Here is a 22,308-nt window from a genome sequence, read left to right on the forward strand (position 1 = left end):
ATTCCTAGATATTAAATGATACTATGCCATCCTGAAAACAGGTGAAGTGTTTAATAGAAGCTGTTTTTGAGATTTTCCCCGGTGTGGCTGAAATCCCTAATTGATCACCTTTGACAATTGTTGAGTAAGTTTCTTGTAAAGTTGAAAATCTGTTTCCTTCAAACGTTCTTAAATAGCCCTTTACAATTACACGAACTAATGAACCTACATTAGCATCATCAATTGCAACACCAAATATTTTATTATCTGTAGACAATGCTTTTCTTACAAAACCTCCATCTAATGCGACTGCCATACCTTTTAAAATCACTTCAGAAGTGCGATTTCTTGAAAGAACATCGCTGAACTCAGGATAATAATCATTTGCAACTCCGTACATATCTGCTGTAGCTACACTTGAAATGACTGCATTAATTTCATCAAGTACTTGTTGGTTTGAATAATCTGACGGTACAGTATTGGCAGTTCCTGAGCCAACATAGTTTTTATTAAAAACAATATTGAAACTTGTTCCATCAATAATAACCGTTAAAGTTTTATTCGTAACACTACAGTCTCCAAGACGCTTTCCAAGACTCTTTATATACAAATCAGATGCTATACCTACCTTATCATCTCCACAATCCAATCGACCTATTGCATAACCCGATACGCCTGTATAACCATCCTTATAGGCATATCCAGATACGTTATTAACTCCAAAGTCATTTAGCCAGTCACCATTATATTTATTATCTTTAATTACAGTTGTAAATGCGGTTGAATTTGTATCAAAGCGTACAGTTGAAGTAGTACCTGTTGACTTGCTTGTAATTCTCAAAGCCAAACCTTTAAAGTTCGGTTCATACAACAATGGTGAATTACCAGAACCTAAAATCCTGAAGTCAGCATGATTAACATACTGGTCTGCAAGAACTGAAGGTATAAAAGGTATATCATCATGAGACATAATAAAACACCCTTCAAATCTACAGTTATTAAATTCTACTAAATCTTTCTTAGATGAACCAAGCGACTGAATTTTAGATGCAATTTTATCACCAGCCGGGTCAAGCGTTTCAAACCTGCAACTATTATAAGTTACTGAACTTGGTTTAGTAAAATTGCTGTTGTTGTGAACATATTGAGGCCATTTTTTTGAAATAAAAATAGCATTCTTAGCTACGATAATTTGACCATTGCTTGTACCTAACCCAAGAGGATGCCAGGAACTCCATGCAGTCGCATTTCCAGTATTTCCATTGTGCACCAATCGCACATTGATAATATTAGATGTAAAAAATGCACAACCTGTTTGCCCTCCATCAATATGTAAAGGATACCTCCCATTAGTATTTTCTATACTTACTTCTTCTAAGTTTCCAAAATCTGCGTGCCAATATGCAGTTTGATAATACTGATAAACTGAAGAACTAAGATTAGAGGGCAATGAACCTCTGATAATTACCCGATCTCTTGAAACACCTCTTACGGAAACAAAACTTTTACCACGCAAAAAACTAACCATTCCTGTAGTTATTCCGGCTGAATTATAATCAGTTGTTTGAGTCGCTTCATAGATTCCTTCATACACTAATATTTCATATTGCTTGTATTGTGAAGCATCTGTAATACTTTCAATACAATCCTGAATAGCTCTGTTACCTGCAAAATCACAGTCAGTTCCCGGTGTACCATTCCGCCTCACAACTTTTTGAATCTTTTGAGAAGTAATCGCAGTGAATCTATTATCTACGTATTGCAAAGTAGAGTATATATCCAATGGTTTTGCACCTGAGTATTCAACCATGAACCCAAGTGCATAGTAACTACTACTTCCACCGTAGGAAATGGCAGGATTAGCTTGTGCAAATCTGTTTCCAGTCAATCCAGTTCCTTTAAAAGCCATTTTAACAGAAGAAGCACTACCACCAACTGCAACAATTTGCCCTGCTAAAATTGCTTCATTTAGCGTAATAGTATTAAATCCAGCTGTTACAGTAAAATTTCCTAAACCTCGAACAAAAGTAGCAGTAGTGCCATTTGACGTAATAAGCAACAATGGAATTGTACCCGCTATATCACCCCAAAAATAAACCTCTTTAAGCGTTCCATTTTTATCTGAAACGCCTAATTCATTAAACTTCCATTGCCCTGTTATACTATCAAAACTTCCACCTCCGTTTAATTTTGTACCAAAGTTTTTTTGTACAACCGGGGTTCTATTTATTTCAGACTGCAAGGCATCTGCAAAACTCAAACCTGGTTGAACAAATCTTGCATCTGCATCAGCTTTCAAATATACAAGACCGGACAAATCAGCTGTCTTTAAAAAAGGCAGTAACATTGTTGAAAAATATTCATACAAACTATCTTGAAAAGTAGTTTGCGTTTGATATGTCGCACTACTTGAAATAATTCTGTAACTCTTTGAAATGATCGTTATGGTAATTGGTAAATTATAAGCACCTGTAGTATTTCTTAGCTGTATTGCAGGCTTGATCTCAGGAGAAGCAATTAAAACATTAATATCAGTATAGAGTCTGTAATATTCACCTGATATTTGCTCAAAATTAGAACTGGTACTAATTCCGTTTGAAAATGTAACTAACTGACCCTGTAAAGTGCCTTGTATTCTAATAATATATTCAAACCGGATTTGTTGTAAATTAAAGTAAGTGTTAAAATTCGATTTAATAGTATTAGCAGAATACAAAAGATAGGCATTATGCCCGGTGCTTCCGCTCGTAACTGAAATACTTGTATCCGTAACTGTTGCACCCCCCAAAGCTTCACCCGTTAAAATTGCAGTTACTTGCTGTCTTACTTCATAAAGTTTATTATTAGTTATTAATGACGCTGTAACATTATCTTTAGTTGAATACAAATCAGATACAAACTGCTTTGTCGCATATGGGTCAAGTGGCTTTGCATTTGTAGACTCAACTAAAAAACCAATGCAATAATAACTTCCTGCTGAACCGTATGCTAAAGCTGAACCAGTCCATTGTACAAATCTATTACCTGTTAAACCTGAAGTTTTAAATCCAAGCTTTACGGAAGTCGTACCATTGCCAACTGCAACAATTTGACCTGCTAAAATTGCTTCATTCAGCGTAATAGTATTAAATCCGGCCGTTACAGTGAAATTTCCTAAACCTCGAACAAAAGTAGCAGTAGTGCCATTTGACGTAATAAGCAGCAATGGGATTGACCCGGCCGAATCAACCCAAACGTAAACCTCTTTCAGCGTTCCTGTTTTATCCGATACACCTATTTCATTGAATCTCCATTGACCAAAGACAATATTATCAAAACTTCCACCTCCGTTTAATTTTGTACCAAATTCTTTAGTCGTTATCGGACTTCTGTTTATTTCCGACTGCAAGGCATCAGTAAACTCATTTTTCCTTAGATACCCATCTAAAAGCGTAAAGTATGTCCAAGTACTTTTGTTCCAAAGGAATATTGCCAGATCAGCATCTATTGTAATTTGAGTTGCACCATTATAATAAACACCACGATTAGCATAATAAACAGCTAGTTTATTTGGAGTACCAAGCTGAAAACCAGAATTTATTAATTCTGGCTTAACTTCTGCAAAGTTAGTTTGTGCAATTAAACTATATAGCTCCTGTGCATCGGTGTACATGGTAGTACCATCATTGTTTCGTCCGATAAGCATTTTTTCAGACAATCCAATTCCAGTGATTTTCTCTAAATCCTGCCAAAATTTCATATTATATTAAAGCTCGTTAATTTTAATTTTCATTCCGTTACTATTTGTTAGTAACTGGTTTGCATTTGTGTACAAATAATTATAATCTCTGTATCCGTTTTCCTGATCAATCGTAATTGGTTGACCTGTATTGGTAAGAATATTGACACCAGCATGATTTTGAAGGAAATTCCAATCAAGGTTACTTCCGACCTGAACGCACCTAACTGTTAATAAGCCAAATACTTCAGATGGTGTTATATAAACATCTGTTACCTGGAAACCGTCTTTTACAAAAAATGTCCTAAGAGCATCATGTCTGTATGTGATGGTTCGTAATCCTTCTTTTGCAAATAGTTTTGAAAGTGAATTAATCCGTGTTTGAAAGGCATTTAAATCACTTTCAACAATCAAACATTTTAGGGTTATTTCTCTAAAAGTTCTTTTTGTAATCTGATACCCTTCACTGCTATACGCTGTAAACTGTTGTGATTTTGTAGCAGGTAAATTATACCTTCCGTCAATTTCCAAAATATTTAATCCAAGCGTTTGAAAACTGATACCATCTATGCCATATAGTGTACCATCTGAAGCAGGAATATTTCCAACAATTGAAACTGAAGGCTGACGAAATAAAATCTCTATTTTAGCCAAACCACGATTGTAGTATTCTGCTTTTATTTCATCTTTCAGATAGACATCATAATTACCATAATCCGTTTCAAGCGTAATCAGTGAATTAAATTGTATAGCATCATAAAACTGATATAATCTCCTTAATAAATCGTTTTCAAATTCATGAGCCATGAGGGCGGTCAATTTAATATCACGCCCCCCAAACCTTATTTCGTCCGAGCGGACGTATGGCTCAATTCCGTTTTCATCTTGCCATTCATGATAAGTCTTCCCAATCCTCGCAGGCATATCAAAACACCCTTGCAATGCTATGTTACCATTTCCATTTTGGATTGGAATTATTCCATAGGTGCTTAAGTCTATACCTCCTAAAATCATATCACCAACCGTTATTGTATGCAGAGTTAGACTGCTTTGTATTAGAATTTATTGATTGTAACTCAGTGACAACTTTCTTAACCTCATTTACTGTATTAGCAGTATTTTGCTGTATGTCAAGCAGGTAAGTAGCCTGCTGACGAATTACCACTAAACTATCTGTTCCAACTCCGAATATTTTCTTTGTTATATCGTACTGACTTCTAAACAAACCCGCTAACTCGTTTCCAGTCGCTTCAGTAATACTTCTTTGTATTTGTCCTGACAATCCGGAAGAACCTGAACCACCTGTAGGACTTGTAGAAGGACTCGTAACAAGGTTTAAGCCTGTGATCTGTTGTAAAGCAGCAAATTGATCATTTGCACCACTTACAAGAGCATTGAATAACACCTTCAAATTTGCAATTTTCGAAGCATCCAAGTTACCTTCTGCTGTTGCCTTCGTGAACTCAGTATAGAACTTGTCCATTGCTTCAGCAAGTACCTTATTTTTGAATATGGATAAGGCTGCATCCTGCATTGTTTTTTCAAAAAAGTCGGCAAGGTCTTGAACTCCTGTTTTGCCTTGTTTAAACATTTCTAACAAACTGTCTGTTAGATTATCGCTGGTAGTTCCTGTGAATAGCTCAGCTAATTGTTTCCGTAAATCTTCAAGTTGCTTTTGTGCATCATATCCTTTTTGTTCAAGTTCTACAAGCCTTTCAACTGTATCCTTTTCCCAGCCAATCAATTTACCTTCTAAAAGGAGCTTCTTTAAGTCTTCAAAGTTTTTACCAAACAGTGAAGCATAGACATTTCTTGTTCCAGTTTCAAACCACAAAAAATTATCCTTCAGCACTTGTGAAATATACAAACCACCTTGAATCTTTTTATACAGTTCATCATACTCTTTCTGATATGCCTGCGTCTGCTCTGACAATACTTTATATTCTGCAATTACACTCCTGTATTTTGTTGTGTTAGATTTAGCTTCCAGTACCTGCCTTGCATACAATGCCTCCTGGTACTTCCTTTCACCCTCTAAAATACCCTGATAGAACTTTTGATATTGTGCATTAGCTTCTCCAAATAAACCTACGATTCCACCAATTGCGCTTAATGCTCCTGTTATTCCGCCTATTATATTTCCTGATGCAAAACCTGCAATAGACTGAGCAGCAGCAGCACCAATACCCACCAAACGAGACAAATCAGATAATGACTTACCAAGCTCCTGATTAAATTGTCCTACTTCATTTGATAGTCCTGAAAATGCACCAGATAAACTACCCAGGTCACTGGCTAAACCTTTAGCAATTTCTTCCGTAGTACCTTTTAGATACTCGAAATTTTTAGCAATCTTATCAGACCAGGTTACTTTACCATCACCATTAGTGTCAATCTCTTTTATCCTTGTTTTTATTTCAAGAAGTGCTTTAACAATCCGTTTTCTCTCACTCTCAGAAACGATACTTTGACCAAACTGATCAGTTTGCCCGATCTCAAGTATTAAGTCTCTGTAACGGCTTTTAAGCTCATCTAAGTTTGATTGTTCAACACCAACTTTTAACTTAACTTCTAAGCCGGATAATTCAGCTTCTAGTTTTTTAGCTAACTCAGTTGGAAGTCCAGAACCTTGCTTTAGCAATTCTCTGATAACTTCAATCTGAGCTTTCGCCTGTATCCTGGTTAACTCTACGGTATCAATAGCAAGTTTCTTATAAATGGCAGTTTTTTGCAAAGCTTCGTCTTTTGCCGATTCAATAGCTTTCTGCTTTTCTTCATTAAGAACTTCTAAGCGTTCAGAAGTTAAAGCACCTTTGTCAGATAGAGACTTCCTTTTCTGCTGATATTCTCTATCAATTTGTATTAATCTATCTGCGTAAGTCTTTGCAGACTCTATAGCATTTTTGTATATATCATCATCTGCTTTCTGCTTTTCATTAGTTGCAGTCTGAAGCGTTTTAGTTAGATATTCAAGTCTTTCTTTTTCACCCCCGGTTAGCGTCTCAGCTTGCTTACCTGAAAGCTTTTCATATTCCTGCTGTACAATTTGCAGATATGACTTATTAATATTTAGTTCTTTGGAGAATCTTTCATTTGCAGCCTGATCACCAAAATCCTTTTTAAAAGTTTCATAATTTGAGTAAATATTTTTCTGCTGTTCTAAGCTAATCTTTAGCTTTTCAGTATCCTGACGGTATTTCAAATCAGATATGGCAGATTCTTTTGTAGCATCCAATCCGGAGCCATCGACTTTAATTTTGTTCTGAGGATTTTTGTTGAATTTTTCAACCTCAGTACTAATTTTTTGGAAACGATCTCTGAGAGCCTGTAACTGTTCATCATCTTTACTTAGTCGTTTGCGGCTGTATTCTTGTTCAATTTCATAAACTTGACGTTGAAGACTTTCAGCAGCTTTGACATATGAATCATTTTTAGTTTCTTTTGTTAAATTTTTCCCAAGCACACCGCCCATTTTTGCCGCTTCAGCAGCTGCTTTGTCTTGCAAGCTTTTTGCTACTTGTTCAAGATTTTTCCTTTCTTTTTCAAGTGCCTCTACTGCATTTTCCCTATTTTTCTTAGCAGTTTCTTCATAGGCTTTTTTATACAATTCCTGATTTTTGTAATCCCCAGCCGTCAAGGCATTGAGAATTTTATTGCCTATCCCTACTGTTTCTTCTGGTTTTTTTAGATTCTCTTTTTCAGCCAGTAGAGCTTTTGTTGCCGCTTCCTCCAATGCTTTGTTTGCAGCAGCTTTATACAGAGTCATTTTAATATATTCGTCTGCATTATTTGCAAGTCCTTTCTCTACTTCAGCCAGATTTTTAACCTGTCCAGCTACTGCACCAATACTTTTATTATATTCTTCTACGACGGCTTTTTTATCGTATAGCCCTGTCTTTGCCAATTCAAGATTAATACGTAGTGAACTGACATTCTTAACAGCCTGTGAATATTCAGAACCTTCAGAAAGAGAATCTGAAAGAGCTTTATTAAACTTTTCAGTTTCAGATAATTTTTCTTTGAGAATGTCAAGTTTTGATATAAAATTGATTAATGGTTCTAACCCAAACGCAAGTAGTCCAGCAACCCCAATACCCGGCAAAATATTAGCTACCTTATATAACCCGCTCCAAAGCTTACCAACTACATTTTGATTTTTTTCAATTGCATTTCCAAGTGCATCAAAACCTACTTTTCCAACATTATTTACCCGTTGAATTTCTGCTTGTGTCTGCTGAAGCTTTAAATTATACTTTGATATAATTTCCGGATTATTGGAGGTGAGAGACATATTTGCATACAGCTCTGCTACCTTTTGTAATTTTTGCAGTTTACCAATTGGCTTTTCAACTTCATTGGCAATTTTATTACCTAAATCATCAAAACCCTGTTTTCCGATTACTGCTAACCTGGCCAATTGTTTTTCATATTCTTGAATTTTAGCATTTGCAAGCTCTATTGTCGTTTCATTTGTAGCTGTCTGAGCTATCTTTTGAGCTTCAGACAGCTTTCGTTTTAGACCTTCTACAAGTCCTTCTGTTTGCTGAGGATTAAAAGCATTTGAAAGATTGTCAGAAATACGCTTACCCGCTAACTCAGCGGTATCGGATACACCTTTTATTTCATTCTTAACTTGTGCTGTAGCAGTTTTCACTTCAGCAGAATTAATAAAAAAGTTTATATCTAAGTCTAAATCATTCATCTGTTTTTCAACCTTTCAAATAGTTGTTTGCCACTTACATTTACTTTAACACTTGATTTTTTAACTGTACGTGGAGAATCTGCCAACAACATTGTAATTGCTACCCAACTCCTTTTATAAAAAATCTCATTCCAGGACATCCCCGTTTTTTCCATAATATGATATAAAACCCCGAACAGGCTATTCATTCCTACTGATATTAACTCCTGTTCTTTGCTTGACCCAGAATCCTGAAACTCCTCATGAATCTGGTAATATTCATAAAATCCGATGAACCACCGAACACTATTAACATTTCGACCATCCCTAAAACTTGTTCAGCAGATCTATTTCTCATTAACCATTTTGCGATTATTTTATGCAATGCTTTTGATAAGTAGAAATTTCTAAACATACAGATAGCAAGCATTCTACAAAATGTTTCTAAGTGTTTTGCTAAAAGTCCTGTAGATTCTGCGATTGTAGGATTTTCTAGTTCATTGTCAGAAATTCCAGTTTCAGACAGATATTTTGACATTAACACAAGTTGAGAACAAGAAGGTTGATAAATTTTTGGCTTCCAAAGCCAAAGAAAAAGGGGCGGCTTAATATTTAAAGCTACCCCTTCTCTTAATAACGTCTTAGCAGCTTTTACTTCTACGTTCATTATGTCGTTGCTGGTTGAGTCCATTTATAATCAGGAACACTTACAAATCCCGTATCTGTTACCTCTACTTCACAAGCCAAGTGCATAATTTGGTTATCGGCCATCTGGAAATTTTTCGCAACCGTCCAACTACCACGTGGCACTTCGAATATCAGGTTGTCTAAGGTAGTAACCCTTAGGGCAAAAATCTTTTCAGTAGGTAAAGTTTTCGCCTTGTTAAAGGTTTTAACACCGTTCACAGTCGTCACCGTTCCGCCTAACAATTTTGCCATCATTTCGACTGAAACGTCTATTACGCTAAACGTAATAATGTCTTGACCAGGCGTGATACCAATTTTTACAGGAGAAGGGCTGCCAACCTTAAAAAACTTGTTTTTTGTCGGTGCCGACTCGTTCAGATAAACAGTATCTTTCAATACTGCGATCTGTGAATAATTAGTTGTTGTTCCATCAGTCGTACTAAAGTCTCCAATCTCTACTTTTGCACAACCTACGCTGTAAATTTCCATAATTTATTTTTTAAAATTGTTTAACTATAAGGTTTGCAGAGACTTTATCAATTAGCTGTTACCTTCAGTGTCATTTTCGCTTTCTTGCTCCTGATCAGGTACATCCACTAAACCGGACTTGCCACCTTTTTTAACAGGTTTCGAAGCTTTTGTGCTGGGGGTTCTTTCAACCCAAAGAACCTCCTTGTCTTCTAAAGTTTTTGCGTGATTTTTGGCATCATTTTCATTTGATTTTGTGAAAGCCTGATTATCTGAGGTTACAAAAAAACCTGATTCCTTAGGATATTGATTGAAAATAATATTCAATACTTCTTTTCTTTCCGACATTTTAAACGTGTTTTAAATAAGATTTGAAATTGATTAAAATTGAATGATTTGATATGATAAGCCTACACCGATGGTAGGAGTGAACTTTTGTACTGGATCATAACGATACCCGGCAAATAGACCTACTCCGAGCCGTTTTTTCCTTTCAGGTTCAAGGCTGAATCTCTGAACTGAGTAAATGTGTGCATTCGGGTCAGCAATTGAAATATCCCGGAAGGTTCGTTTTCCGGTCAGCCAATTGCCTTTTGTATATTTCACATCAATCAACTCTACATTGTAAGAATACTGAAGTGTTCTGGTATTGGTATTTAGCCTTGCAGTTAACCATTTGTTTTCATACACATAGTTAACTGAATCCCGAATGGCTACTTTGACAGTATCTGAAACTACCGCCCTAACCCTTGTCAATTCTTCCAGCTGTGAAATTTTCAGCTTTAGTTTATTGACTAATGTATCTGCAAAACCCTGACTTGCAATCTGTTTTTCAGCGTCAGTTTTTACTAACACTTCTTTATATACGACATGCTCTACTGAATCGACTTTTATCTTGTACCTGGTCTGAATTGCATTACCATTTACGGAAGCTATCGTTTCAATTCGTTTCTGTTGTCTGTAACTGTTACTAAATTGTTTGTAGTTGAAATACAAGCTTATCAACAATAGCAAACAGGTAGTAAAAGCGAAAATTTGTAGTCTCATTGGCTGGCATATGAGTATCTTGCTTCATACTCTAAGCGTAACTTTTTATTCCTACTGTAGAGATTCTGTATTTTCCTTATCTCAGCTTCATTAGAATCAATTGCAATTTTCATTTTCCGATTCTGTTCAGAAAGCTGATTTGCAAGCAGCCTGTTTTCAATCAATACCGCCTTATATCCGGTTACACATGTATCACAGACACCAAACGAATTTTGATTTACCTGTTCAATTTCTTCACGTAGCTTTTTGATTTGCAGTACCTTTTTAACATGCTGAGCAATATCAGTAGTTTTTACAGCTGAAGGATGCTTTTTTACAACCTGAGTCTTTTCCTTTACCTCGGGAGTTGACAAACAGCCTATCACAAATAACAAAGCAAAAATGAATGCAAATTCTTTAAACATATTTTTCATGGAGATGAATTTTTTTGAGGTTAACGATTCGATTAATCCAGCCACGTAGGAACTTTCTTTGACTGCCTACGCCAATTTTTTTGTAATAAGAAGCTCTGTAATTGTAAATTTTTGTATATAACTTTTTGCTATTTGCCTGATTGATTTTTTTTACTGTTTCAGAGCCTAATACACCATCTCTTTTTGCTCCTACTAATCCCTGAATTGCTTTTAAATGTATATTCCCTCGTCCTGGTCCACAATTCACAAGAATGTCTGTAATTACTTCAGCAACTGCCTGATTTTTAATTTCATGAGCTTTAGCCTGCTTCCAATACATAAATTTATATATCGGCTTAATGTCTTTTTGTGTTGTCATTGAAAGATCAACACTTGTTAATTTGCCATCCCGGTTTTTATCACATACAAGGGCAATTGATTTATTACAGGCAATCCGGTAAGTTTGAAATGTTACTCCGAACTTTGTTGCGCCACCACGATCATATTGCACAATTGTAAATAAGATACCTTCAGCTTTTAACAAATGAGGGAAATACTTTTCAAAATCGGCTGCTTTAGAGGTATTACATATAAATACAATTAGAAATAACAATAAACGCTTCATAAGGGTTTGTTTAAGTGGAGCGTTGCCAATCGCTCCACTGTTAAATGATTGTTTTTACTGAGATGCTTTTTCAAAATTAAGATAGTAGTAATCACCTCTTTTAAAGAACTCGGCGCCTTTAGTTCCCTTACATACATTTAGTGTAAGGTGACCCGCCGGAGTAGATTTTGAATAGTCTGCATTTTCACCATCCGTTCCATATACTACGCTAAAGGAAACAGCAAGCGAATCTTTAAAATGACCAATCTCTACGATTGAATTACATTGAAATTTTGCTTTGACCGACATGATAAATTTGATTAAAATGGGAGTGATTAAGCATCAAACACTCCCGGTTAGACTTCGTCTCAGTATGCTTTTTTATGGTTTACATTATGCTTTGTTGATGCTGAGAATTGCAGCACAATGTTGCACACGCATGTTGACTGCAAGAAAATAGTGCCTGTAAGCAAGCGTATTCACTTGATTTTTTGCATCCAACTCAGAAGGCGTATAATACTGTTTTGTTTTCCCTGTTTTCTTGCCAATATTTTTAACTACGAAAACAAACGATGCCTGGTATTGTCCAGCTGAAGGGGAAGCCCCAAACGCAAGTTTAGTTTTTGTACTGCTATTAAAATATGGATTCTGAGCATAACGGAAAATCTCAAAGCCAAGAATGCGAGGTGCTGGCTTACCTTCCGTATAGTTTACCAGTTGATCACCAAAATTCTTCCTGTCCAATAGCAGGTCATTCCAATGATCATCACACAAAATCAATCGCCTTCCCTCAGCTGGCATTTTCGGATTAGCCGAGTCACATGCTGCCTTTAAATTTACCAATGCTTCATACGAAGCCTTTAAGCGTTCCCCGGAAGCTTCAGTTCCAACGCCAGTCACTAAAATAACAGGTGTAGCAGCAGTATTTGCAGCAGGTGCAATTGCGTGAGCTGCTTTTATGAATTTCTTTACCAAAATCGCTTCAGTGTGAGAATTTGTCGCAGAGTCAATTCTGTTGTATGAAGCTCCCATTGCCTGATCGTCTGTAATTGTCGTAGGCAAAGATGAGAATTTATCAAGTGAAATTGTTGTCTCAGAATCCGTATAAGCTTGTAATGCCAGCGGATATGTAGTATTATTCACCAGTACGTCTGGCGAAAAATCCGTATTAGAAATATGGATAATATTTGCTTCAGTGGCAGTTCCAGAACCTACCTCAATTACGGTTGTGTCAAGCTCAGGGATACCATCTAACCAGGGTGCATTTGCGGCATCGTTGATATTTCGCTCAACTCTTGCTTGCCACATTTCAGGATAATTTGCAGGCATGTATTTTTTAAATTTAAGGTGATAAGATTTTTTTTATGAGTACTATTTAAAAAGAGCCTTGTACTCGTCAGGATGTTCTTTTTTGAAGGCTAGCTTGGCCTTATCGCTCAACTTTTCAAACTCGTCAACATTTTTCGGATTTCCTGAATCGCTTCCAGGAATAGTTACACCGCCTGATAATTGTGTTTTAGCTGGAATTTTTGAAAGAGCAGCGAAAGCAAGTGAATAATTATCTTTAGCCATCTTTTCCCATTCTGCTACTTCAGATTCAGTGATCTTTCCGGCTAGCTTTGCTTCGTTAATAAGTGCTTTAGATTGCGTTTCGGCAATACTGGAAAGCTTCTGTTTAGTTTGTTGATGTTCCGCTTGCTCAGTGGTAAACTTCTGTAATAAAGTAGCAATGTGAGTGTCCAGCTCAGCGGCTGTTTTAGGTTGTTCATTCAGCCCTAATGTCATTAAAGAAGCAACCGACAAAGTGATTTTTTCCATTTTTATTTCCGTATTTTCGTTTTGTTTGTTTTCGTCTAAAAAAGAAAGCTGAAGCTTTACTTCGTCTCCCGTTAACAGCTTCTTAGTAGAAGCATCGTAAAGTCTTAATGAATTTGCATTTGAAGGAACAGCACAAATACTCACTTCAAAAAGTTCACACCTTAACAATAGCCATGACCCGTCCGGCTGTTGTTCCATATCATCCCTGCTGAAGCTAATACCCATAGAGCAGCCTATTACAAATCCTCTTTCTACCTTCCCTTCAATTGTTTTAGCATAAGCGTCTTCAGAGTCAAATAAAGGTTCACCACTTAGGATTACCCCTTCAACTGATATATTATCCCATTTACCAATTACGCTGTCCAGGCTATTCCAATGATCTGCCAACATTACTGGATTAGCTGAGAATCTATTGAGGATAATTCCGGATGTCTTTATCTTAAAATTGTAAGAGTTTGTTACTGTTTCGTCATTAAATACAAACTTCTTCTTTGCCATTTCTTATTATTTGCGTTTTGTTGATGCAAATATGAAACCTTACACAACTACTTGAAAATAAGCATGTAAGGGTTATACAGATTTTTTAAATCGGCTTTAAAAACGGGCAATTTTGGTAAAAAAAAGAAGATATGGGAGTAAAAAAAGACAAAGTAAGAGAACAAGCGGAAGAGTACTATTTGGACAACATTGAAGCTACACAGCAACAAGTAGCAGAACTATTCAATGTTACACAAAAAACAGTTTCGTCTTGGTGTACAAGGTATGACTGGAACGAAAAACGTATCAATCTGCACGCTTCACCGATTAAGATCAAGCAGCTATTACAGCAAGAGTTGCTTAAAGTTGCTTCCGGAACACCTGGAACGCTAAATGCTGACAGCATAAGCAAATTAATGTCTGCACTTGACAAATGTGATAAGAAAGCTGACCCTATCGTAGTCTCTAGGGTTCTTAAAGACCTTGCAAATTTCGTATCTGAGAATGACCCCCAATTTGCAGCAAAGATGACAGATTGGATGAAGAAATTTTTGCAACATAGAATAAATATCGAATGATAGCAGAACAAGACAATACCAAATACGCAAAAGTTCTCAAAGACTTCGATAAGTTTTGCGTAAGGATTCAGCAGGCTACAAGTATAGACATACATGAAACAGCTGATAGTAAATTAAAGCGTATTAAAGCTAAAGAGAACTCTTATGCAGAATGGTTTGAGTTCTATTTTCCAAGTTTCGCAAAACAAAAGTGTGCCTGGTTTCACATTAAGTTAGCAGAAATAGCAATTAAGCATAAGCGTTTACGTCTGCTGCTTGAACTCTACAGATCAGCCGGAAAGTCCGTTCACGTCTGTATGGGTATTCCTTTGTACTTATACCTGGTTAAGAATGATTTGAAATTTATGCTTCTGATTGGTAAGACAGAGACTAAAGCAAAAAAGCTGCTATCCGGACTTCAGGCACAATTGCAATACAACAACCGTCTAAAAAACGATTATGGAGACAAATTTCAGGCAGGTAGTTGGACTGAAGGAGATTTCTTAACCACCGACGGAGTCAGATTTATGTCACTTGGTTTTGACCAGGATCCTAGGGGTGTTCGAGAAGAAGGAAACAGACCGGATTATATCGTTTGCGATGATGTGGACTCAAAGAAAAGCATCAACAATGACAGAATCATGCGTGAAGCAGTTGATACTGTTGTAGAAGACATCTGGGGAACATTTGACTCAGATGACACCAGTACTGAGCGTTTCATTTTTGCTAATAACAACTTTCATAAGAACAGTATTACAAACAGACTTCATGAATATTTCGAAGAAGTCATTCGTAAAAGTTCAAAAAAGAAATCTACCAGATACGAAATATTAAAAGTTTGTGCTGTAAAAAGCCTTCAAACCTTTCAGCCGGAATGGCCTGAAAAAACCAGCTCAGAGTACTGGAAAGAAAAGTTTGAAGATATTCCGTATCGTTCATTTATGCGTGAATACATGCACGTACACGTACAGGACGGAGCGGTATTTAAGCATGAAGATATTCTATTCTGCGACCCTTTACCATTAAAAAAATATGAGGCACTTTGCTTTTATGGTGACCTATCATACAAGGCAAATGCTGACTTCAAAGCCCTGATTTTAGTTGGAAAAATCGGAAGGGAATTTCATATACTTCATACTTATGTAAGGCAAAAAAGCCGTGCTGATGTAGCAAAATGGCTATATGATCTTTATGAAGATAAGAAGCTTTATTTATTAAACATTCGGTATTTAATAGAAGGGCTTTTTGCAATGGATGAATTTGTAAATGATTTTGATATGGAAGGCTTGATAAGGGGCTATACTATTCCCGTGAGAGCCGACAAAAGAGGCAAAACAGATAAATATGACCGGATTGAAGGAATGAGCGGCTTTTTTGAAAAACACCTGGTATTTCTTTCAAAGAAAGACAAAAGCCCTGACCAGACCGTTCTTGTTGATCAAATACTTGCTTTTGAGAAAGGCAGTAATGCACATGATGATGCTCCTGATGCTTTGCAGGGAGCAATATCATACCTCAACAAAAGGACTTACAAAAAACAAACCAAATCGGCTTTCGGCAAACGTACTTCTTTCAAATTTTAACCTACTTATTTATATGTCATTTATCACAAGAGAGGAGTTTTCGACACATGTGTATGAGGAAGCTCAATACGTAATCTCACGGGGGGATAACGCAAAAATTGACCAGGCTATTAGCATGGGTTTACAAGTTTTAGCCAGGTATCTGACTGCATATGATACCCAATCAATATTTGCCACTACCGGAACAGACAGAGACAAGTACCAGGAATTAATTACGTATACAAAGGACATATCAAAATGGCATTTTATTGCCGTGTGTAATGTATCCGTCGATCTGGAATTAGCTGAAAAACGCTATCAATTTGCAATCAAAGAACTTGAACGTATTCAAAAATCCTCTATCGTTCAAGGCTGGCCGCTTGCTCAGAACAATCAAGACCCAAAGCCTTTCCGGAGCGGGTCAGGCAGAAAATTCAATCACTTTTAACCAGTTTAAACAGCATTTAAATGGCTTCAAACTTATATTCAAAACCAGATAAAGGTTTTTTTAAAACATTGCTTAGTGCAGTCAAAAACTTATCTGATCAACCTCAATTTTCCAGTAAAGGCAGAAAGCTTCCCTGGAACTCTAAAAGCGTTTTCCAAACCCGTCAAGATATTAATAGCTGGAAAAGAGCTGAAGCAGCGTATAACAACGCAGAATATCCGCAAAACTTCTTAATTCAAATCCTTTTTGATGAAGTATTGAAAGATGCCAGGCTAGCATCTCAAATAAATAACCGAATACAACAAGTTTTATCTGCGACTTTTGTACTTAAAAATAAAGGCGGGGAAGTTGATGAAGAAGCAACTAAAACGCTCAGCAAACATCCACTTTTTCGCAGCCTTACCAAATCCGGATTAGATTCAATTTATCGGGGTTATAGCCTTATTGAATTGCTTTTTGACCAAGATGGAAACCTGACCGCTGAAGACCTACCACGCACTAATATTATTGCCCAGAAAGGCATTTTTTTGAAAGATTGGAATGATCAGGACGGTATAAAATACAGGGAAATGACCGAGTTTGGAACTTGGATTCTTGAATATAACAGTAAAGAAATCGGCCTAATCAACAAGGCTGTTTCTCATGTTCTATTTAAGCGTTTCGCAATGGCCTGCTGGTCTGAGCTATGCGAAATATACGGTATTCCACCCCGTGTAATGAAAACTAACACGTCTGATGATGGAATGCTTAAAAGAGCTGAACAAATGATGCAGGATATGGGTTCAGCAGCCTGGTTTATAATTGATGAGGATGAGTCATTTGAGTTTGCAGACAATGTAACTACAAAGGGTGAAGTTTATCAAAATCTCATTCAATTATGCAATGATGAAATGAGTATGCTTATTTCTGGTGCAATCGTAGGACAAGACACAAAGAACGGTTCTAATGCCAAAGAAAAAGCATCACAAGACCTTCAGTGGTATCTTGTACAGGATGATATGAAACTGTCAGAGTTGCAATGGAACTTAATAAACCTGCCTGCACTTGCAAAACATGGCATTATTCCGGATGGACTAACATTAGAATTTGAAAAAGCTGAAGACATTACTCAGCTTTGGACTTTTACGAAAGATGCAATGAGTTTTTATGATTTTGATATTGAATGGCTCAATAACAAATTTGGTCTTAATATTGTCGAATCAAAAAAATCTAATCAGCAACAAAATTCTTTATCTGCTCTCAGTTTTTTTCTCAAAGCCCCGAAAAACGGGGCAATGACGGAAGAGACCTGTTGTGGACAAGCCCACACATCAGAGATTAAGTTGTTATCAACAATTGATGATAATGATTTGATCAAACGCTATTGGGATGGTGAGGGTAACAAGCTATTTGATCAGGAGCTATTTACTTATACAGTAGACAATTTAGCTGAAGCATTTAGTAAAGGCTGGAAAAAATCAAAAGAAAATCTTTCATATGGCATTGAGTACGGAGCTGATGACCCGGCTGCTCTCACAGCCTATGAGATGAATCTGTTCAGGTTTGGTGGTGTCAAAACGCTTGCCGAATCTCAGCTTTTAAACAAAGCCTTCAGAGACTCTAAGAGCTTTCAGGATTTTAGTATTAGAGCTTCTTTAATCACTAAAATTCATAATAAAGATTGGTTAAGGACTGAGTATAATACAGCCCTGTCAGTAGGTGAAACATCTGCTACATATTACAGACTAAAACAGCAAACAGAGCTATTCCCTTTTTGGGAGTACAAGACTGTAGATGACAACAAAGTACGTCCGGAGCATAGATTACTTGATGGTTTGCTACTTAGAGCTGAAGACCCGATTTGGCGGAAAATTTACCCGCCGAATGGCTGGAATTGTAGATGTTATGTAGTGCCACGTCTGAAGACAGAAAAAGGATCAAACGATTTAAGTCAAAATTCTGCTACCGCTGAAGCTTTTACAAATTCGGATGAATTTAAAAAGGCTGAAAAGTCCGGATGGGGAATAAACAGAGCCGAAACACAAGAGGTCTTTACTGCCAATCAGCAGTACATTACAAATATTACTGAAGCCAATAAACTTTTGTCTGAGTTAAGCCCTGCTGATTTCAAAATGAAGGAGGTGACTAATAAACCTGTAAGAGACATATTCAAGGGTGATGCAGTTGCATTCTTTGATGAAAAAGCCAAAGACAATATTTTAACTTTCACTGACTATAACAATCGGAAGTTAAATATTGCCAAACGTGACTTTCTTGCACATAGCACCGAGGGAAAAGAAAGTAGAAAAGAATTTTTACTTGACCTTTCTCGCATTCTCAACAACCCAGACGAAGTATGGTTTAAAGCTGAGCGAAAAGGGCAAATGTTTAATCAATACATGTATATTAAATACTTCGAAGATATGCCAGTGGCTATTGTCGCTGAAATGTCAAAAAAGGGAGTCTTTAAACTGAAGACCTGGTTTGAAGTTGCTAACCTGGCAATCAGATGGGGGCTTTTGATTAAGTAATGAGGGGTACTTATTGTTACACAGCAGTATTTCATGCTCCCTGATCAGCCCTTACCCTCATTGAAGCTTACATTACGTGTAACAATAAGTATATATGATGTTCAAATATAAATGATTAATGACTAATTACCAGAAAATTGACATTTTTTTTCAGTCGTTAGACTCCAAAATGTTAAAGGATGTTCCGGCAATTATATCCGAAACGGCTACTGAGTATTTCAAAGAAAGCTTTGTTACAAAAAGCTTTGATGGCAAAGCCTGGACACCTGCTAAACGAAACGAAAAAAGGGGTTCTTTAATGGTAAGAACAGGGGCTTTAATGGGTTCTATCAGACCCTCTTTGGTAAGTGCCTCAAAGGTAACTATTTCAGCAGGCTCTACTAAAGTTCCATATGCAAAAGTTCATAACGAAGGCGGGGAAGTAATTCTACCACCCCGTAGTGAAACCTTCATCCGGAATAGAAATAAGAAAGGACGGTTTAAAAAAGGAACGGTTTCTGGGCAAGGGTTTACACTCAAAGAATCTCGTTTCAATATGCCTAAGCGGCAATTTATGGGTCACACGCAAAAATTAAACAATATCATTGTTCAACGTATTCAATCTTTATTAAAGGAAAAATGAAAGAGACTTATTTAAATATTTTGCAGCATCTATCTGGAATACCTTTACGATGGATAGACCTTGATAAAGGCCAGCTTTCTTCCTCTACACGTCCGGAAATTGCTTTCCCTGCCTGTCTTATCAAAACAGAAATTATCAGAGCTGATAGCCAGGGGGCGAATGTGCAGTTACTTACATTACAAGTAACATTAAGACTTGTATTTGTATTCATAGGCAGTACGTCCCTGCAAGCTCCACAACAGATCAGAAATGAATCAATGCAGTACCTTGATACTGTACAGGAGGTTTATTTGAAACTACAAGGCAAGCTTAACCAGGATAATAGGCGATATGATAGGATTAGCCAGAGGGAGCAGGACGCTGACGGAATAAAAATTGTGAACATGGTCTTTCAGACGGTCATTCTTGACAAATCAGCAGCATAAAAAAAGCCCGGCAAATACATTGCCGGGCTTTTTTATTTAAAATTCTGATTATCGTATTCAGATACTATAATTAGCGATTATCGTATTCAGACACTATAACAAGCTTTCAGACTCACGTTTTGGGATTTCCATGTACTCCTCAGGAAGAGCATCAGTATTAGGCTCATCTTCAAAAAAATCTATCAAACTATCTCGATAAGATTCCTTAAATCTTGCTGAGTGGAATACTCCAAGCTGTAAATATCCAATCCTGATACCACGTGGATTATATTCTTCATCAATAAAAGAAGGGCTGTAGGCAATAATATCAACACATTCTTCAACTTCTTTAACATTAAATTTCTTCCACATAATTAGAATAATTTTAACTGATTTTTAACTGATTTTTCTTTATGCGTATTCTTATGCTTATAACCTTTCATAAACGCTGAATAACTCATACTGTGACCCAATTCCTTAAGAATCTTCCGGACAAAATAAGTGTCCGGAATATCCTCGTTTCGGTTCTTCCATTCCAGATACTTCATCCGGATAAAATCAACCTTTTTTAAGTGATTTCTATTGTTGTATGCCATTTCTTGGAACTTTAATAGAATATGGAAATTTATTAAACATTCTGGTTATAACTTGAATTTCCTGTAAACAATGAGCTGCTGTTTGGTTTGCTATAGTACAAATAGAAATACAGTAACTATACTTCTTATCTAAATCCTCTTTTGAAAAATACGGATTTAATGAGGTCATGGCATCATATGTGTTCATTACATATTGTCTATTCCTCTCAGCAGCTAATCCAGGTAATCTAACCATAACCAACCTTTCAAATTCTTCTCTCATTTATTTGGTTCTTTTTTTTACAATGAAATTAACCTACAATGCTTCCGTCCTATTTTTTGCATCCAAAAGATACCCCCCCCATTGAACAACCATGTTGTCAGCAATACTTTGAAATGTTTTGCTTTTCTGATGGCCAGACTTAAGCTTACCTTCACTAATACAGTCAGTCCAATATCTTTTTTTAACCTGACCTGTCTTCTTACGTATTGTAATCTGATAAGGTTCTGGGGTATCACTTGCCGTTTTAAGACCAAACAGATCATCTTGTAATCTAAACTGAAGGGGTGGTAAATTTTTAAGCCAAAGAGCTGTACGTTTCATTTCTTTTTCGCCAAAATAATAAGGATGTATTATTTGCGTAGGTTTCAAAATATTAGCTGATATATACCCTATAGGGTTTTCCAAACATATATGCTTAATGGGTGCATCATACATTTTTAGGAAAAATTCAATAGCCTGATTTCGTTTTATAATCCTTTCTATTGCCTTTTTTCCATGATTTTCAATATTACAAAAGTGAAGCCCAGCACTTGACAAGTATGTACATGGAGGGTGTCCAATTAGCATATCCCATCCATCATTAAGAATATCAAAAACAGAGCCTTGATAGTGATTTCCGGGGGATTCAGTAGGTAATAGATCACAACTCATCGCAAAGAAACCAGCTTTATTAAACGAATCCCTGACTACACCCGAATACTCACAAGCAACAAGTATTTTGATTTCACTCATATTAATAGTTCTGTTTAACATGTTCAATTATATCACCCAAATTACCTACAGGTATCATACTGTAATTAATCACCATCTTTTCTACTTTGGCAATAACTTCAGTGGTTACCTCTGCTTGCTCATCGTTTTGTGTCTCTAAATCTTCCCACTGCGTGATAAGATTATATATGACCATACTGGCAGCTACTTGTTGTTGTCGTTTAGTCATTTTGCATCAGTGTTAGAATATTCGTTATTGAAGTCTAAAAACGTACTTGCAGGCAAATCCAAAACCATTTTTGTAATATATTTCTCATCAAGCTCCTTATTTGGCTTTAATCCAAGACTTTCACTACCTCTATTATCAATAATAATGAGACCTTTTGGCATATAGATAAAACCTGCTGAGACAGGCTCAAAACCTTCAAGTTTCAAATCAGAATGCGTAGCCATTTCACTTGTAATAACTGGCACTATCAATTCTTTTCTTTTAAAAATTACGTATTTCATAAGTGATAGTTAAGTTTTAGTTATTCCAAAGCTCAGCGTTAAGATAGGTTTCGGCATGCTTTTTCTGGATACCCTGCTTCATTACTAAGTGTTCATATTTTGGTATGAATAAAAATGCCTTCAAACGCTCAGCTTCAGTCATTTTATTCCATTTGACCTGTGTACGCTTCTTGTTAGATAATTGTTTATGAGCGTAACGCTCCCAAAATTGCTCAAATGTCAAATTCTCCTCAATCTCAATAATCCGGCGGTTCG

The 22,308-nt window shown here is 36.5% G+C and carries 25 protein-coding genes; 6 read left to right on the forward strand and 19 right to left on the reverse strand.

Annotated features, from left to right (window positions below; all coding sequences use genetic code 11):
• Positions 1-4: 4 nt before the first annotated feature.
• The 12 genes from BM179_RS19480 to BM179_RS19535 form a co-directional block, all read right to left on the reverse strand.
• Positions 5-3,718, reverse strand: a complete 3,714-nt coding sequence (locus BM179_RS19480; protein WP_092018839.1) for a hypothetical protein — start codon at positions 3,716-3,718, stop codon at positions 5-7.
• Between the two features lie 6 nt (positions 3,719-3,724).
• Positions 3,725-4,711, reverse strand: coding sequence for a phage tail domain-containing protein (locus BM179_RS19485; RefSeq protein WP_092018840.1), 987 nt, complete (start codon positions 4,709-4,711; stop codon positions 3,725-3,727).
• A gap of 1 nt (position 4,712) precedes the next feature.
• On the reverse strand, positions 4,713-8,399 hold the full coding sequence (locus BM179_RS19490; RefSeq protein ID WP_092018841.1) for a hypothetical protein: 3,687 nt from the start codon (positions 8,397-8,399) through the stop codon (positions 4,713-4,715).
• Positions 8,400-8,598: 199 nt separating this feature from the next.
• On the reverse strand, positions 8,599-9,045 hold the full coding sequence (locus BM179_RS19495) for a hypothetical protein (protein WP_092018842.1): 447 nt from the start codon (positions 9,043-9,045) through the stop codon (positions 8,599-8,601).
• Entirely contained in the window at positions 9,045-9,554 is a 510-nt protein-coding gene (locus BM179_RS19500; RefSeq protein ID WP_092018843.1) for a hypothetical protein, read from the reverse strand. Before BM179_RS19500 ends, BM179_RS19495 begins: the two co-directional genes overlap by 1 nt.
• 51 nt (positions 9,555-9,605) lie before the next feature.
• The gene (locus BM179_RS19505; protein ID WP_092018844.1) at positions 9,606-9,881 is read right to left on the reverse strand and encodes a hypothetical protein; all 276 of its coding nucleotides are present in this window, start codon (positions 9,879-9,881) and stop codon (positions 9,606-9,608) included.
• Between the two features lie 33 nt (positions 9,882-9,914).
• Positions 9,915-10,580: a DUF6808 domain-containing protein gene (locus tag BM179_RS19510; RefSeq protein ID WP_143095273.1), complete on the reverse strand. Its 666-nt coding sequence runs from the start codon at positions 10,578-10,580 to the stop codon at positions 9,915-9,917.
• A complete protein-coding gene (locus tag BM179_RS19515) occupies positions 10,577-10,993 on the reverse strand; it encodes a hypothetical protein (RefSeq protein WP_092018846.1) in 417 nt (138 codons plus the stop codon). The genes BM179_RS19510 and BM179_RS19515 overlap by 4 nt, the downstream gene beginning before the upstream one ends.
• Positions 10,977-11,597: a glycosyl hydrolase 108 family protein gene (locus BM179_RS19520; protein WP_092018847.1), complete on the reverse strand. Its 621-nt coding sequence runs from the start codon at positions 11,595-11,597 to the stop codon at positions 10,977-10,979. The genes BM179_RS19515 and BM179_RS19520 overlap by 17 nt, the downstream gene beginning before the upstream one ends.
• Before the next feature lie 54 nt (positions 11,598-11,651).
• On the reverse strand, positions 11,652-11,885 hold the full coding sequence (locus BM179_RS19525) for a hypothetical protein (RefSeq protein ID WP_092018848.1): 234 nt from the start codon (positions 11,883-11,885) through the stop codon (positions 11,652-11,654).
• 84 nt (positions 11,886-11,969) lie between these two features.
• Positions 11,970-12,905 carry a phage major capsid protein gene (locus BM179_RS19530; RefSeq protein WP_092018849.1) on the reverse strand — a complete coding sequence of 312 codons (936 nt, stop codon included), beginning with the start codon at positions 12,903-12,905 and terminating at the stop codon, positions 11,970-11,972.
• Between the two features lie 42 nt (positions 12,906-12,947).
• A complete protein-coding gene (locus BM179_RS19535) occupies positions 12,948-13,892 on the reverse strand; it encodes an HK97 family phage prohead protease (protein ID WP_092018850.1) in 945 nt (314 codons plus the stop codon).
• Between the two features lie 131 nt (positions 13,893-14,023).
• Between BM179_RS19535 and BM179_RS19540 the strand changes: the two genes are divergently transcribed.
• The 6 genes from BM179_RS19540 to BM179_RS19565 all read left to right on the forward strand — a co-directional run bounded on the left by BM179_RS19540 (position 14,024) and on the right by BM179_RS19565 (position 19,995).
• Positions 14,024-14,449 carry a terminase gpP N-terminus-related DNA-binding protein gene (locus BM179_RS19540; RefSeq protein ID WP_092018851.1) on the forward strand — a complete coding sequence of 142 codons (426 nt, stop codon included), beginning with the start codon at positions 14,024-14,026 and terminating at the stop codon, positions 14,447-14,449.
• Positions 14,446-16,011, forward strand: coding sequence for a phage terminase large subunit (gene terL / locus BM179_RS19545; RefSeq protein ID WP_092018852.1), 1,566 nt, complete (start codon positions 14,446-14,448; stop codon positions 16,009-16,011). The genes BM179_RS19540 and terL overlap by 4 nt, the downstream gene beginning before the upstream one ends.
• Before the next feature lie 13 nt (positions 16,012-16,024).
• The gene (locus tag BM179_RS19550) at positions 16,025-16,438 is read left to right on the forward strand and encodes a hypothetical protein (protein ID WP_092018853.1); all 414 of its coding nucleotides are present in this window, start codon (positions 16,025-16,027) and stop codon (positions 16,436-16,438) included.
• Between the two features lie 20 nt (positions 16,439-16,458).
• Positions 16,459-18,948 carry a phage portal protein family protein gene (locus tag BM179_RS19555; protein WP_092018854.1) on the forward strand — a complete coding sequence of 830 codons (2,490 nt, stop codon included), beginning with the start codon at positions 16,459-16,461 and terminating at the stop codon, positions 18,946-18,948.
• A 118-nt stretch (positions 18,949-19,066) separates the two neighbouring features.
• Complete coding sequence (locus tag BM179_RS19560) at positions 19,067-19,570, forward strand: phage virion morphogenesis family protein (RefSeq protein WP_092018855.1); 504 nt, start codon at positions 19,067-19,069, stop codon at positions 19,568-19,570.
• On the forward strand, positions 19,567-19,995 hold the full coding sequence (locus BM179_RS19565) for a hypothetical protein (protein WP_092018856.1): 429 nt from the start codon (positions 19,567-19,569) through the stop codon (positions 19,993-19,995). The genes BM179_RS19560 and BM179_RS19565 overlap by 4 nt, the downstream gene beginning before the upstream one ends.
• 93 nt (positions 19,996-20,088) lie before the next feature.
• On the opposite strand, the gene BM179_RS19570 is transcribed toward BM179_RS19565, so the two are convergent.
• The 7 genes from BM179_RS19570 to BM179_RS25410 form a co-directional block, all read right to left on the reverse strand.
• The gene (locus BM179_RS19570) at positions 20,089-20,346 is read right to left on the reverse strand and encodes a hypothetical protein (protein ID WP_092018857.1); all 258 of its coding nucleotides are present in this window, start codon (positions 20,344-20,346) and stop codon (positions 20,089-20,091) included.
• A 2-nt stretch (positions 20,347-20,348) separates the two neighbouring features.
• Positions 20,349-20,570: a hypothetical protein gene (locus BM179_RS25615; protein WP_092018858.1), complete on the reverse strand. Its 222-nt coding sequence runs from the start codon at positions 20,568-20,570 to the stop codon at positions 20,349-20,351.
• The gene (locus BM179_RS19580; protein ID WP_092018859.1) at positions 20,554-20,832 is read right to left on the reverse strand and encodes a hypothetical protein; all 279 of its coding nucleotides are present in this window, start codon (positions 20,830-20,832) and stop codon (positions 20,554-20,556) included. Before BM179_RS19580 ends, BM179_RS25615 begins: the two co-directional genes overlap by 17 nt.
• 33 nt (positions 20,833-20,865) lie before the next feature.
• Positions 20,866-21,564 carry a hypothetical protein gene (locus tag BM179_RS19585; protein WP_092018860.1) on the reverse strand — a complete coding sequence of 233 codons (699 nt, stop codon included), beginning with the start codon at positions 21,562-21,564 and terminating at the stop codon, positions 20,866-20,868.
• A gap of 1 nt (position 21,565) precedes the next feature.
• Positions 21,566-21,772, reverse strand: coding sequence for a hypothetical protein (locus BM179_RS19590; RefSeq protein WP_092018861.1), 207 nt, complete (start codon positions 21,770-21,772; stop codon positions 21,566-21,568).
• Complete coding sequence (locus BM179_RS19595; protein WP_092018862.1) at positions 21,769-22,053, reverse strand: hypothetical protein; 285 nt, start codon at positions 22,051-22,053, stop codon at positions 21,769-21,771. The genes BM179_RS19590 and BM179_RS19595 overlap by 4 nt, the downstream gene beginning before the upstream one ends.
• Positions 22,054-22,069: 16 nt before the next feature.
• Positions 22,070-22,308 (reverse strand): LvrA C-terminal domain-related protein (locus BM179_RS25410; protein WP_218159260.1); only part of this gene is annotated, 239 nt, incomplete at its 5' end.

Origin of the sequence: Pseudarcicella hirudinis (assembly GCF_900115665.1) — a bacterium.
GTDB lineage: Bacteria > Bacteroidota > Bacteroidia > Cytophagales > Spirosomataceae > Pseudarcicella > Pseudarcicella hirudinis.

Excerpts from the sequence above, each read along its gene's own strand:
- BM179_RS19480 (WP_092018839.1), bottom strand. The coding sequence starts at position 3,718 with ATGAAATTTTGGCAGGATTTAGAGAAAATCACTGGAATTGGATTGTCT.
- BM179_RS19485 (WP_092018840.1), bottom strand. The coding sequence starts at position 4,711 with ATGATTTTAGGAGGTATAGACTTAAGCACCTATGGAATAATTCCAATC.
- BM179_RS19490 (WP_092018841.1), bottom strand. The coding sequence starts at position 8,399 with ATGAATGATTTAGACTTAGATATAAACTTTTTTATTAATTCTGCTGAA.
- BM179_RS19495 (WP_092018842.1), bottom strand. The coding sequence starts at position 9,045 with ATGAACGTAGAAGTAAAAGCTGCTAAGACGTTATTAAGAGAAGGGGTA.
- BM179_RS19500 (WP_092018843.1), bottom strand. The coding sequence starts at position 9,554 with ATGGAAATTTACAGCGTAGGTTGTGCAAAAGTAGAGATTGGAGACTTT.
- BM179_RS19505 (WP_092018844.1), bottom strand. The coding sequence starts at position 9,881 with ATGTCGGAAAGAAAAGAAGTATTGAATATTATTTTCAATCAATATCCT.
- BM179_RS19510 (WP_143095273.1), bottom strand. The coding sequence starts at position 10,580 with ATGAGACTACAAATTTTCGCTTTTACTACCTGTTTGCTATTGTTGATA.
- BM179_RS19515 (WP_092018846.1), bottom strand. The coding sequence starts at position 10,993 with ATGAAAAATATGTTTAAAGAATTTGCATTCATTTTTGCTTTGTTATTT.
- BM179_RS19520 (WP_092018847.1), bottom strand. The coding sequence starts at position 11,597 with ATGAAGCGTTTATTGTTATTTCTAATTGTATTTATATGTAATACCTCT.
- BM179_RS19525 (WP_092018848.1), bottom strand. The coding sequence starts at position 11,885 with ATGTCGGTCAAAGCAAAATTTCAATGTAATTCAATCGTAGAGATTGGT.
- BM179_RS19530 (WP_092018849.1), bottom strand. The coding sequence starts at position 12,905 with ATGCCTGCAAATTATCCTGAAATGTGGCAAGCAAGAGTTGAGCGAAAT.
- BM179_RS19535 (WP_092018850.1), bottom strand. The coding sequence starts at position 13,892 with ATGGCAAAGAAGAAGTTTGTATTTAATGACGAAACAGTAACAAACTCT.
- BM179_RS19540 (WP_092018851.1), top strand. The coding sequence starts at position 14,024 with ATGGGAGTAAAAAAAGACAAAGTAAGAGAACAAGCGGAAGAGTACTAT.
- terL (WP_092018852.1), top strand. The coding sequence starts at position 14,446 with ATGATAGCAGAACAAGACAATACCAAATACGCAAAAGTTCTCAAAGAC.
- BM179_RS19550 (WP_092018853.1), top strand. The coding sequence starts at position 16,025 with ATGTCATTTATCACAAGAGAGGAGTTTTCGACACATGTGTATGAGGAA.
- BM179_RS19555 (WP_092018854.1), top strand. The coding sequence starts at position 16,459 with ATGGCTTCAAACTTATATTCAAAACCAGATAAAGGTTTTTTTAAAACA.
- BM179_RS19560 (WP_092018855.1), top strand. The coding sequence starts at position 19,067 with ATGACTAATTACCAGAAAATTGACATTTTTTTTCAGTCGTTAGACTCC.
- BM179_RS19565 (WP_092018856.1), top strand. The coding sequence starts at position 19,567 with ATGAAAGAGACTTATTTAAATATTTTGCAGCATCTATCTGGAATACCT.
- BM179_RS19570 (WP_092018857.1), bottom strand. The coding sequence starts at position 20,346 with ATGTGGAAGAAATTTAATGTTAAAGAAGTTGAAGAATGTGTTGATATT.
- BM179_RS25615 (WP_092018858.1), bottom strand. The coding sequence starts at position 20,570 with ATGGCATACAACAATAGAAATCACTTAAAAAAGGTTGATTTTATCCGG.
- BM179_RS19580 (WP_092018859.1), bottom strand. The coding sequence starts at position 20,832 with ATGAGAGAAGAATTTGAAAGGTTGGTTATGGTTAGATTACCTGGATTA.
- BM179_RS19585 (WP_092018860.1), bottom strand. The coding sequence starts at position 21,564 with ATGAGTGAAATCAAAATACTTGTTGCTTGTGAGTATTCGGGTGTAGTC.
- BM179_RS19590 (WP_092018861.1), bottom strand. The coding sequence starts at position 21,772 with ATGACTAAACGACAACAACAAGTAGCTGCCAGTATGGTCATATATAAT.
- BM179_RS19595 (WP_092018862.1), bottom strand. The coding sequence starts at position 22,053 with ATGAAATACGTAATTTTTAAAAGAAAAGAATTGATAGTGCCAGTTATT.